Origin of the sequence: Anaeromusa acidaminophila DSM 3853 (genome assembly GCF_000374545.1) — a bacterium.
GTDB lineage: Bacteria > Bacillota > Negativicutes > Anaeromusales > Anaeromusaceae > Anaeromusa > Anaeromusa acidaminophila.
Map to the genome: position 1 here is coordinate 83,595 of NZ_KB894592.1, position 12,340 is coordinate 95,934.

Genomic DNA, 12,340 nt, shown 5'->3' on the forward strand with positions numbered 1-12,340 from the left:
TGACTGCCTCCTTCTCATGCATACAACCTGTAATAAGTCCGCTAGCATTAGACCCATTATATATCGTTTTTTGTATACATGTCAAGGAAGCTTTGCTGTTTTCGGATAATTTCTTCTGCAGCTTCCATAGCCAGCTTTACCTGTGTCGGAGACGTGCCGCCGAAAGAATTGCGGTTTTCCACGCAAGTCTCCACCTTGATTGCTTCTAGGATATCTTCCTCGAAAAGCGTTGAGAACTGTTGGAACTCGGCGATGGATAAATCCATCAGCCATTTTTCCTGTTCAATGCAATACCGTACCGTCTTACCGACCACTTCATGAGCCTGGCGGAAAGGCAGCCCTTTTTTCACCAGGTAATCCGCCATATCGGTGGCATTGGAGAAATCATGGCGCACAGCCTGCTCCATCTTTTCCTGGCGTACCCGCAAGCCGCGGATCATGGCCGCATAGACCGCTAAGCTGAATTTAATGGTATCGATAGCATCAAACAAGCCTTCCTTGTCTTCCTGCAAATCCTTGTTATACGCCAACGGCAAGCCTTTTACCGTCGTCAACATGGCCATCAAGTGACCAATGACCCGGCCGCTTTTGCCGCGCACCAGTTCCGCCATATCGGGATTTTTCTTCTGAGGCATGATGCTGGAGCCTGTACAATGAGCGTCATCCAGTTCAATAAAAGCAAACTCCGCTGAAGACCAAAGAATGATTTCTTCACTGATCCGAGATAAGTGCACCATCAGGATGGACGCGAAGGAAAGGAATTCCAAAATGTAGTCGCGATCGCTTACAGCATCCAGACTGTTTTGGTACACTTGCGCAAACCCAAGCTGCTCCGCCACATAGTGGCGGTCGATCGGGAAGGTTGTGCCTGCCAGCGCTCCCGCCCCCAAGGGCAGAATGTCCGTCCGGCGCTGCACGCCCTGGAGGCGTTCAAAATCCCGCGCCAGCATGAAAAAGTACGCCATCATGTGGTGAGAGAACAAAATCGGCTGCGCCCGCTGCAGGTGCGTGTAGCCAGGCATAATAACCTGCAGATTGTTCTGCGCCGCCTCTACAAAGGCCTTTTGCAAGTCTTCCAGCAGTTTCGCAATTTCGCCGATTTCCCGGCGCACATACATGTGCGTATCCACCGCCACCTGATCATTGCGGCTGCGCGCCGTATGCAGCTTGCCGCCGACAGCGCCGATGCGCTCGGTCAAGCGCTTTTCAATATTCATGTGAATGTCTTCTAAAGACACTTCAAAGGAAAAATTACCGGCTTCAATATCCGCCAGAATGTCTTGCAGTCCTTGACGAATCGATGCGGCTTCTGCGTCCGTCAGGATGCCGCACCGCGCCAGCATAGCCGCATGGGCCATGCTGCCGGCAATATCTTCTCTGTACATTCTCTTATCAAAAGAGATGGAGGAGTTAAACTCCTCCATCATGGCGTCGGTCGTTTTGGTGAAACGTCCACCCCACATGCTCTTACTCATTTTATACCTGCCTCTTTTTGCATCAGTGCCCGCACTTTGAGCGGCAAGCCGAAGAGGTTGATAAACCCTTCCGCATCCGCTTGATTGTATACTTCGTCACGGCCAAAGGTAACAAAGCCTTCATGGTACAAGGAATACGGAGACTTGCTGCCGGCGCTCAGAATGTTGCCTTTATACAGCTTCATGCGCACAGTGCCGGTAACGGTTTGCTGCGTGCTGTCCACAAAAGCGTCCAGCGCTTCACGCAGCGGCGAATACCACATGCCGTCATAAACCAGTTCGCCGTAACGAATGGCGGTCTGCTCTTTGAAGTGCAGCGTCGCCCGATCCAGCGTAAGGTATTCCAACTCGCGATGAGCATAGTACAAAATAGCGCCGCCAGGAGTTTCGTATACGCCGCGGGACTTCATGCCCACCAAACGGTTTTCTACGATATCCGCAATGCCGATGCCGTGCTTGGCGCCAATGGCGTTCAGCTTGGTCACCAAAGCTACGCTGTCGAGTTTTTCACCGTTGACGCTGACAGGGATGCCTTTTTCAAAACCAAGTTCTAAGTACTCCGCCTCATCAGGAGCCTGCTCCGGATGATTGGTAACCATGTACAAATCCATCGGCGGCTCGTTGGAGGGGAACTCCAAGTCAGCGCCTTCATGGCTGAGATGCCAAATGTTGCGATCCATGCTGTACGGGCGTTTTTTAGTAACCGGCACAGGAACATTGTGTTTTTCCGCATAGTCGATGGCGTCTTCACGAGAACGAATGTCCCACAGCCGCCAAGGAGCGATAATTTTCAGATGTGGAGCCAAGGCTTTCACAGTCAGTTCAAAACGAACCTGGTCATTGCCTTTACCGGTAGCGCCGTGAGCGATAGCGTCTGCGCCTTCTTTTTCAGCGATAGCCACCATGGCTTTGGCGATCAACGGCCGAGCGAAAGAGGTGCCCAGCAGATATTTTCCTTCGTATACAGCGCCGGCTTTCAGCGTCGGCCATACATACTCTTCCAGGAAGGGTTTCACCAAGTCTTCGACGTAAATCTTGCTGGCGCCCGAAGCAATAGCTTTCTCCCGAACGATATCCAGTTCGTCGCCTTGGCCGATATCGGCGCACATGGCGATAACCTCGCAGCCATTATAGTTTTCTTTCAGCCAGGGAATGATTACCGAAGTATCCAGGCCTCCCGAGTAGGCCAATACCACTTTTTTGATTTCACTCATTGTAACTTCCTCCTCGCTTATTTGCCCATTACCAGGGCCATGATGGCTTTTTGCACATGCAGCCGGTTTTCCGCTTCGTCAAAGACTACCGATTGCGGACCTTCCAGAACGTCTTCGGTAATCTCTTCGCCGCGATGCGCCGGCAGACAGTGCAGGACAATGGCCTTTTTATCGGCCGCAGCCAGCACTTGCTGGTTGATTTGATAGTTTTTGAAAACGGCCTGGCGCGCCACCTGTTCGCTTTCCATACCCATGCTGGCCCAGACGTCGGTGTAGAGAACATCCGCTCCGGCGGCTGCTTCCAGCACGTCTTGCGTCAGCTCAATACGACTGCCGGTGTTTTGAGCCACCTGCTTTGCCGCAGCTACAATCCCCGCGTTCGGCTCGTATGCCGTGGGAGTGGAAACGGAAATATCCATGCCGAATTTGGCACAGCCATGCATCAGTGAGTGAACCATATTGTTGCCGTCACCGATGTAGGCCATCTTTAACCCTTTCAAAGAGCCTTTATGCTCTCGAATGGTCAAAAGGTCCGCCATCGCCTGACACGGATGCAGCCGGTCCGTAAGGCCGTTAATGACCGGAATATCCGCATACGCAGCCAGCTCTTCCACTTCCGCATGAGAAAAAGTGCGAATCATAATGCCGTCCAAGTAGCGCGATAGCACACGGGCCGTATCTTTTACAGGTTCGCCGCGGCCAATCTGCAGATCATTGGAGCTTAAAAACAGCGCTTGCCCTCCGAGCTGCCACATGCCGACTTCGAAAGAAACCCGGGTGCGGGTGGAGGATTTTTGGAAAATCATGCCCAGCGTTTTACCGCGCAAGATCGGATGCGCCTCTCCTTGCTGTTGCTTTTTTTTCAAATCCGCCGCCACCGTCAGCACTTGTTCCAGTTCTTCCGTAGACCATTCCTGTATTGATAAAAAATCCCTGCCGTATAGGCTCATGGCTATCCCTCGCTTTTTCCATTATACAAAGATATTCCTCACGCTGTCAAAACGCACCGTGTTCTTTCAGCACGCTGTCCAGAACAGCGATCACTTCTTCTATATGCGCTGCAGTAATATTTAGCGGCGGTACAAACCGCAGCACATTGCCTGCAGTGCAATTGATAATAATGCCTTTTTCCAGGCAAGCTTCCACAATGCCTCGTCCCTGGCCGGCCAGTTCCGCGCCAACAATCAGGCCGCGGCCCCGAACCGTAGTGATGATGCCCGGATATTTTTGCGCCAGCTGCCGCAGTTTGTCCTGCAGCAATTGCCCCAGCTTGTTGGCATTATCCAGCAGGTTTTCTTGCTCCATAGCTTCCAAGACAGCCAAGGCCGCCGCACAAGCCAACGGATTGCCGCCGAAGGTGCTGCCGTGATCGCCGGCATGAAATACCTGGGCCACTTCTTCTTTGGCCAAGAAGGCGCCAATCGGCACGCCGCCAGCAAGCCCTTTGGCCAGAGTAACAATATCAGGCGTAATCCCTTCTTGCTCATACGCAAAAAAAGTGCCTGTCCGGCCAACGCCGGTCTGGATTTCATCAAAAATGAGCAAAGCGCCATGTTTGTCGCAAAGTTCGCGTACCGCTTTTAAGTACCCTGCCGGCGGCACATGCACGCCGCCTTCGCCTTGAATAGGCTCCAGCAATACGGCGCAGGTCTTAGCCGAAACAGCCGCTTCCATCGCCGCCAAATCACCAAAGGGAACATGGGAAAAGCCCTGCGGCAATGGCTCATAGCCTTTTTGGTATTTTTCCTGCGCTGTCGCCGTCAAGGTCGCCAAGGTGCGTCCATGAAAGCTATGCTGAGCTGTGATGATTTCCACTTTGCTCTCGCTTTGCAGCTTGCCGTATTTACGCGCCAGCTTCATCGCGCCTTCGTTCGCTTCCGCGCCGCTATTGGCGATAAAAACACGTTCCAAGCCGCTGCGCTGCGCCAGCTTTTGCACCAACGTAGCCTGCACTTCCGTATAGTACAGGTTGGAGCAGTGGATGAGTTTTCCAGCCTGCTCCGCCACAGCTTTTACCAGACCAGAATGGCCGTGACCGAGAAGATTGACAGCAATACCTGCTAAAAAATCGAGGTATTTTTTGCCTTCGTTATCATATACATACGGACCTTCGCCGCGTTCCAAAACGATGGGATATCTGGCGAACACCGGCAGATAATACTGCGCATCCAGCGCGATAACTGCATTCTTGTTCATTTTCTTTCCTCCTTAGCGCACCACTTCGCTGCCAATACCGCCGGAAGTAAAGACTTCCAGGAGCAGCGAATGCTGCTGGCGACCGTCAATGATATGCGCTTTTTTAGCGCCGCCCTTCAAGGCGCGCACGCAAGCTTCCACCTTAGGAATCATACCGCCGTCAATGACTTTATCAACAATCAACGCCTGCGCTTCTTCAAAGGTCAGTGTAGAAATAAAGCTGCTTTTATCGTTGAAATCACGATAAATACCTTCCACATCGGTCAGAAGCAGCAGTTTTTCCGCCGCCAACGCCCCGGCCACTTCACCAGCCACCGAGTCAGCGTTGATATTGTAGCTTTCGTAATTTCGACCGACGCCGATTGGCGCAATAACCGGAATATATCCTTTATCAAGCAGATCATGGATCAACTGCGTATTAACACTAGCTACGTCGCCTACAAAGCCGATATCCACTTCTTTAATTTCGCCGCCTTCATGGACTTTAGCCAAATGCTTTTCCGCTACAATCAAATCCGCGTCCTTGCCGGTCAAACCAACGGCTTTCGCGCCATGCTGATTGAAGAGGCTCACGATCTGGGAATTAAGCTTGCCTACTAGCACCATCTCCGCTACTTCCACGGTCTCTTCATCAGTAACGCGCAGGCCGCTGACGAATTCCGACTGCTTGCCCACTTTCTTCAGCATCGCCGTAATCTCCGGACCGCCGCCGTGTACTACAACCGGCTTCATGCCCAAACATTTCATCAGTACAATATCCTGAATCACGCTGTGCTTAAGTTCTTCATTCACCATGGCATTGCCACCGTATTTAACAACAATGGTCTTGCCCACAAAACGCTGAATATAAGGCAGCGCTTCAATTAATACGCCGGCTTTTTCTGCTGCTTCCATCATCTTCACTCGTCTCTCCTTTTGGCGGCTCAGGTATGATACTCGCCGTTGATCTTAACATATTCATAGGAAAAGTCGCAGGTCCAAACCGTGGCTTCCGCAGATCCCACGCCCAGATCGACCGTTACGACGATATCGTGCTGCTGCATGACTTTCTGCAGCGCCTCTTCATCGGCACTGGCTTGCATGCCGCCTTTTACTACTTGCTCAGCTCCCAGCCAAACCGCCAGTTTCTCCGGAACAATATTGGTTTCAGAATAGCCTACTGCCGAAACAATACGCCCCCAGTTGGGATCCTGACCAAAGAAAGCCGTTTTCACCAAGGGGGATTTTGCAATGGTCATCGCCGCTTTTTTAGCTTCGTAGAAGCTAATGGCGCCTTTCACCTGAACTTCCAGGAACTTCGTCGCACCTTCACCGTCTCTGGCAATGGCTTTGGCCAAGAAAACGCATACTGCATGCAGCGCTGTCAGGAAGGTCATGTAATCTTCCGTATCCACCCGGTCTACAACCGCATTGCCCGCCAAACCGTTGGCCAATACCGTCACCATATCATTGGTGCTGGTATCGCCGTCAACGCTGATCATATTAAAGGAAACCTGGATGCAGTATGCAAGAGCCTGCTGCAAAACAGGCTGCGAAATAGCTGCGTCAGTGGTAATAAACGCCAGCATGGTCGCCATATTGGGATGAATCATGCCCGATCCCTTAGCTACGCCACCGATGCGCACGGTTTTACCGCCTAATTGCAGTTCTACCGCAATGGCTTTAGAAAAAGTATCGGTCGTCATAATGGCCTTGCCGGCGTTCTTCTCGCCATCCACGGAAAGCTCCGCCGCCGCTTTCGCAATGCCTTGCTTCACTTTATCCATGGGAAGCTCCACGCCAATCACGCCCGTAGAAGCCACAAATATTTCGCTGGCGTCTACATTCAGAGCTTTAGCCGCTTCCGCCGCCATTTCTCTAGCGTCAGCCATGCCCTGTTCGCCTGTGCAGGCATTGGCGCAGCCGGCGTTAACCACGATGGCTTTCGCCTGGCCTTTGGCCGCCACTTCTTTCGATACAGCCACAGGCGCCGCCGCCATAGTATTCAGAGTAAATGTCGCCGCTGCTGTAGCCGGCACGTCGCTGACAATCAGCGCTACATCCTCTTTACCGCTTTTCTTAATGCCGGCTTTTACGCCAGCTGCCTTAAATCCTTTGGGAGCTGTAATACTGCCTGGTATTTCTTTCAACATGCTATAGTTCCTCCTCTAATTTGCTTGTTTACGGATACATGGGGGATAATTCCAAACCGGTTTTTTCCGGCAGATTGAACAATACGTTCATATTTTGTACCGCTTGACCGGCAGCGCCCTTCACCAAATTATCGATGGCAGAAAGAGCTACAACGCGTCGAGTCCTCATATCCACATGCCAGCCTAAATCGCAGAAGTTGCTGCCCCGCACAGCTTTGGTGGCCGGATAGCCGCCGCGCCCCAACAAGCGCACAAAGTATTCCTGTCCATATGCTTCCTCATAGGCGGCATCCACAGCTGCCGCATCCACGCCAGCTTTCAACCGGCCGTAGCAGGTGCTGAGAATGCCCCGCGACATGGGAATTAAATGCGGCGTAAAGCTCAACACAATCGGAGTCTTAGCCAAACCGCCCAACGCTTGCTCAATTTCCGGGGTATGCCGATGCCCGCCCACATTGTAGGCTTTGAGATTCTCATACATTTCGCCAAAGTGGCTATTTAGGCTTAACGAACGTCCCGCGCCGGATACGCCGGATTTAGCGTCCACCACCAGGGAGTCCAATTCCACCAAGCCTTTTTTCACCAGCGGCGCCAACGCCATAATGCTGGCTGTAGTATAGCATCCGGCATTACCGACAATTTTCGCGCCGCGAATATCTTCACGGTACCATTCGGTCAAACCGTACACCGCCTTAGCGTCCTTATGAGTATGCGGCACTTTATACCAAGCTTCGTAAATTGCCGTATCTTTAAAACGATAGTCAGCGCCTAAATCGATAATTTTTACGTTTGTCGCTTCCAAGCGCTTACCTACCGCCATGGCATGACCGTGAGGCAATGCGATGAAAAGCGCATCACTGTCAGCCGCCACCTCATCCAAGGCTTCCATGCTAACCAGCTTGGCCTCCTGCACCGCTTGCAAGTGCGGATATACCTCCGCAATGGACTTGCCGGCGCTGCTCTCCGAAGTAATATAACGAATATCCGCTTCCGGGTGTCCGCCCAAAAGGCGTAATAATTCCGCTCCTGTATACCCGGTAGCGCCAATAATGCTTACTTTCATCTCTTCCATACCTCCTCACGTCTATGTTAAATAATTATACATGTATATGAATATTAATTCAAGTGCTTTCTGCCGATGCAAAATGAATTTCACCAAAAATATCACTTGGAAGGCCGCAATTTCTGCAGCTTTTTTCCGGTGTAAGCCAATGCAGACGCCGTTGGCGGTCCAAAAGCGGCGCTCCGCAACCGCGGCAGCAAGTACGTTCACTAGAGCTATGCTGCATATTACCAATATACACATACGGATGCAACGCTGCTGCAGCCGCCCAAATTTCTTCAATTTCCGCAACAGACGGCCCTGCCTCACGACAACGCCAGGCCGGATGATAGCGGGTCAAATGCCAGGGAATGGGGCGCGACAATCCCTGCAGCCACGAAACGACTTCCGGCACCTGCAGCAACGACACTCCGGCCCTCGGCGCCAAAAGCGTTGTAACTTCTACATGCGCCTGCGTAGATACTATTTCAATCGTCCGCTTTACAGCTTCCAAATTACCGCCCAAATGCCGATAAGCGTCTGCATCCCACGCCTTGAGGTCAATGTTCCAGGCATCTACCAGGGGCAGCAATTGTCGCAGCGGCGCTTCTTCAATCATGCCGTTGCTCACCATCGCCACAACCATACCGCGTTCTTTTGCCAATTTCGCTGCTTCCAGCACATATTCAAACCAAACCAGCGGCTCCATATAGGTAAACGCCAACCCGCAATTTTCTCCGCCAAAACCTGCCGCCGCCTGCAGCAACTCTTCCGGCGTCAATTGCCGAGCGCGGCTTCCCGGCGCCAACTGGGAAATCTCCCAATTTTGGCAGAAAGGGCAAGCCATATTACAGCCCCAGGACCCTACGGAAAAAATAGCCCCGCCAGGATGGAAATGGTAAAAAGGCTTTTTCTCTATCGGATCCAAAGCCGCCGCGCTAACAAGTCCGTAAATCAAGCTGCGCAAACGCCCTCCCCGTACGCCCCGGGCGCGACAGCGTCCATCCGCTCCTTCCGCCAGCAAACAATGATGCGGACACAGCAGGCAGCGCACGCGTCCATCTGTCGCCGGCTCCTGCCACAACGCTTCTTTCTGCACCGCCGCGCTCATACGCCGTACCTACGTACGCGAAAGCGAAAAAGATCCACTGCCGCCGTATCCGCAATACCAGCCTTGCGCTTGGCAATATGCAGTTGTTCCTCCACGGTATCCACTCCTTCCAAGTCAGGCAGCAGCAGCCCTCGACGATGCCCTTGCTGCACAATCACGCCATACTCTTTCGGGTCAAGCTGAGCCTCATTCTCCACCTTTTCGGGTTCCGAAAGGACATCCACCGATACTTGCAGGGTTGGCAGCTCGTCTTCCCGCAACGGATCAAAACGCGGATCTTCCGTAGCCGCCAGTACGGCATTGCGTATAATCTCCGCCGCCAATGTCGTCTGTGTTGGTGCAAAGGTGCCAATACAACCGCGCAGCATCCCATCTTTCTTAAGGGAAACAAAAGCGGCACCTGGGCGCATCCATTCTTCGGGCAGTTCGCCCGGTCCCTGCCACAACGTGCGCTGCTGTACATAGTGACGAATGCTGCGCCAAGCCAAGTCCACGGGCAGCATCAACTGTGAATTCTCCTGCACCAAGGCCACGGCATAACCAACGCCAAAGGGCGCTTCATACGAAAGCTGGCGTACAAAAGGCTTGTGCCCGCAGGCTCCCAGCAAAAAAAGAATGGAGCGTAATCCGCACTCGCCGGCTTCTTCTTGCAGCTCCCATGGCAAATGCAACAGAGGTTCCGCATCCCCTTCCCTTAACGCTGCTACCACCTGCTTATCAAACTGCTCTCCCGCCGGATGATACCCGGCCGGGGCGTTTCTGGTTACGCGGTGCGATAAGTCTCCGGAAGCAATAACAGCCACTCGCTGCGTTCCTGCCAAAATAAGCCTCCGCAGCATTTGACCCATTTCATAGTATTGACGCTGTGCCAAAGCGCCGAAACTCACAGTCACAACCTTTGCTTTATAACCTGCCTGCGCTAGAAAATACAGCGGCACCAAGGCGCCATGATCCAATTCCAGCTCCTGTTCTTGGCAGGAAATTCCGCCTCGGCCCCAAGCGGCAACCAAGCGTTCAGCCAGCTCAGGAGCCCCATTCCAGTATTGCTCTTCCCTGGGAAAACCAAAAGCCCTGAAGGTTCCCTGTAAGCGCTCGCTGCCATTCACCGCAACCGACCTTGCCTTGCTCGGCGCATGGGGCGACATGAGAACCAGCACCTCCGGCTCCCAAGAAGCAATCTCCCTAGCCGCCTCTTCGTACGCGCGCAGCGTAGCAGCGGCCTCCGTTTCTCGCCCCTGCCCAATAGCAGGCAAAAGAATCGGCGGATGCGGCAATAAAGCGCCGCCACGGAACATAGTCATAGTTGTCACATCCTTTCTTGGATTTCACATTTTGTATTGCTTCGTTATTTACTGCCATTTTCTTGCCGCACTTGGCAGCAAGGCTTTCGGAGTATAAAATAGTAGTAAGAAATGAAGGAGGGATCTCTTTGCGCCGCTTACGTTGGGGTCGCGTTTTGCTTATATGTTTTTGCCTTGCTTTTCTGGGCGCGTTTCTTTCCTTTGACGGTTTATCTCCATTAAAGCAACAAGGACAATCGCTTTTGCACGAAGGAACCAAGCAGTTGCCTAGTCTTGATTCATCCGCCCTGCCTAAAAACGCTTGGCAGCGCCTGCATCGGCTTCTCTTTTTGCGTGATGCCGTAGCTGAGCAATTAAAAGGAAGACCGCTCACGCCGTTGCGTGACATTGCTCTGCCCATGCAGCAAGCCTTGATCGCGGTAGAAGATCATCGTTTTTATCAACATGCTGGTGTAGATATGGAAAGCATCCTGCGCGCCTCTTTAGTCAATTTGCAATTTGGCGCGATTACGGAAGGAGGCAGCACGATCACGCAGCAGCTGGCAAAAAATCTTTTTTTAAGCCATGAACAAACCATGGGGCGCAAGGCGGAAGAGTTCGCCTTAGCCTTGCTTCTAGAAGCTCGCTTCAGCAAAGACGAAATTCTCGAACTGTACTTAAACACTATCTACTTCGGATCTGGAGCCTATGGTATTCAAGAAGCGTCCTCGGTTTATTTCAATAAGTCCCCTTCTTCATTGAGTTTGGCGGAAGCCTCTCTTCTTGCCGGTCTGCCTCAAGCGCCGTCGCGCCTTTCTCCTTACAATGATTTTGACGCCGCCAAAAAACGGCAGTCCATTGTCTTGGGAGCCATGAGCCGCTATGGATATATTACGCCTGGAACCGCCACGGAAACGCAAAATACAGCCCTGCGGCTGCGACAGTAAAAAAAGCCTCGCTTCCAAGAAGCGAGGCTTTTTTTATACCCGTTTCACCAAAAGAGCCTTACGCGTCTTGTCCAGAGTTTTTAAGAACTCATCCTGCCTGCGCATGGCCAATGATACATACAGCACGTCCACAATGTAAATTTGCGCCAGCAGATTCTCAATCGATTCACTGCGATAGAAGCTTTCCGGCGTAGAAGTAATAATTTTGATATCTGCCACCTTGGTAAGGGGCGTATTATGCTTTCCAGTAATGCAAATCGTAGTAGCCCCTGCATCCTTAGCTTCCTTCAGCGCGTCTAAAATTACTTTACTGCTGCCGGAGCTGCTGATACCTACCGCCACATCGCCTGGCGACATAAGAGACGCTGACATAACCTGTGCGTGAGCGTCCTCAATACATTGAGTGTAAAAACCCAAACGGAAAAACTTATGATAGGCATTCAAGGCCACACAGCTAGTATTGCCCACTCCGTAGAAATCAACGCGTTTGGCTTTTTCCAATGCGTCAATCGCCATACTCAGCTGATACATATCCAGCACTTCCCGCGTTGCATTGATGGAAAGCACATGGGATTCCGCCAACTTTGCCGCTACATCGGAAATATCGTCCTGCTCGCTGATGCCTTCATGAATATGTTCCAGGGGCCGAATAAAATCCTTGGCAATAATCAGCTTCATTTCCTGATAACCGCTAAGGCTGATTTGCTTGCAAAGATTGGTTACCGTAAACTGGCTAACTTTGCAACAATCCGCCAATTCCGTAATACTCAGCGAAACAATACTGCGCGGATTTTTCAGGACGTAATCAGCTACCAACTTGGTCCGTTTTCCCAAATGATGATATTTTTCTGCAATCCGGCGCAGCACCTCATTCTCAGGCTTATCGCTCTGCGCTTGCAGCTCATCTCCACTTCGCTCCTCAGTCATACCAGTTCACTACCTT

General features: G+C 52.0%; 11 protein-coding genes. 1 reads left to right on the plus strand and 10 read right to left on the minus strand.

The annotated features are described in order from the left end of the window. Positions 1–56 precede the first annotated feature (56 nt). Genes argH through amrA form a run of 9 tightly spaced genes read right to left on the minus strand, consistent with a single transcriptional unit; the run spans position 57 to position 10,471 of the window. The gene (gene argH, locus C508_RS0109485; RefSeq protein ID WP_018703324.1) at positions 57–1,475 is read right to left on the minus strand and encodes an argininosuccinate lyase; all 1,419 of its coding nucleotides are present in this window, start codon (positions 1,473–1,475) and stop codon (positions 57–59) included. After that, positions 1,472–2,689 carry an argininosuccinate synthase gene (locus tag C508_RS0109490; RefSeq protein ID WP_018703325.1) on the minus strand — a complete coding sequence of 406 codons (1,218 nt, stop codon included), beginning with the start codon at positions 2,687–2,689 and terminating at the stop codon, positions 1,472–1,474. The genes argH and C508_RS0109490 overlap by 4 nt, the downstream gene beginning before the upstream one ends. Positions 2,690–2,706: 17 nt before the next feature. Then, a complete protein-coding gene (argF, locus tag C508_RS0109495) occupies positions 2,707–3,639 on the minus strand; it encodes an ornithine carbamoyltransferase (RefSeq protein WP_018703326.1) in 933 nt (310 codons plus the stop codon). A gap of 46 nt (positions 3,640–3,685) precedes the next feature. Beyond that, on the minus strand, positions 3,686–4,885 hold the full coding sequence (locus tag C508_RS0109500; RefSeq protein ID WP_018703327.1) for an acetylornithine transaminase: 1,200 nt from the start codon (positions 4,883–4,885) through the stop codon (positions 3,686–3,688). Between the two features lie 12 nt (positions 4,886–4,897). Continuing rightward, a complete protein-coding gene (argB, locus tag C508_RS0109505) occupies positions 4,898–5,782 on the minus strand; it encodes an acetylglutamate kinase (protein ID WP_018703328.1) in 885 nt (294 codons plus the stop codon). A 26-nt stretch (positions 5,783–5,808) separates the two neighbouring features. Beyond that, positions 5,809–7,017 carry a bifunctional glutamate N-acetyltransferase/amino-acid acetyltransferase ArgJ gene (gene argJ, locus C508_RS0109510; RefSeq protein WP_018703329.1) on the minus strand — a complete coding sequence of 403 codons (1,209 nt, stop codon included), beginning with the start codon at positions 7,015–7,017 and terminating at the stop codon, positions 5,809–5,811. 28 nt (positions 7,018–7,045) lie between these two features. Then, on the minus strand, positions 7,046–8,080 hold the full coding sequence (argC, locus tag C508_RS0109515) for an N-acetyl-gamma-glutamyl-phosphate reductase (protein WP_018703330.1): 1,035 nt from the start codon (positions 8,078–8,080) through the stop codon (positions 7,046–7,048). A 58-nt stretch (positions 8,081–8,138) separates the two neighbouring features. Beyond that, on the minus strand, positions 8,139–9,170 hold the full coding sequence (gene amrS / locus C508_RS18245; protein WP_018703331.1) for an AmmeMemoRadiSam system radical SAM enzyme: 1,032 nt from the start codon (positions 9,168–9,170) through the stop codon (positions 8,139–8,141). Continuing rightward, positions 9,167–10,471, minus strand: coding sequence for an AmmeMemoRadiSam system protein A (amrA, locus tag C508_RS0109525; RefSeq protein WP_018703332.1), 1,305 nt, complete (start codon positions 10,469–10,471; stop codon positions 9,167–9,169). Before amrA ends, amrS begins: the two co-directional genes overlap by 4 nt. 128 nt (positions 10,472–10,599) lie before the next feature. On the opposite strand from amrA, the gene C508_RS0109530 reads away from it, so the two are divergent. Then, positions 10,600–11,397: a transglycosylase domain-containing protein gene (locus tag C508_RS0109530; RefSeq protein ID WP_018703333.1), complete on the plus strand. Its 798-nt coding sequence runs from the start codon at positions 10,600–10,602 to the stop codon at positions 11,395–11,397. A gap of 33 nt (positions 11,398–11,430) precedes the next feature. On the opposite strand, the gene C508_RS0109535 is transcribed toward C508_RS0109530, so the two are convergent. Further along, positions 11,431–12,324 (minus strand): MurR/RpiR family transcriptional regulator, encoded by an 894-nt coding sequence (locus C508_RS0109535; protein ID WP_018703334.1) that lies wholly within the window; start codon positions 12,322–12,324, stop codon positions 11,431–11,433. Positions 12,325–12,340 lie beyond the last annotated feature (16 nt).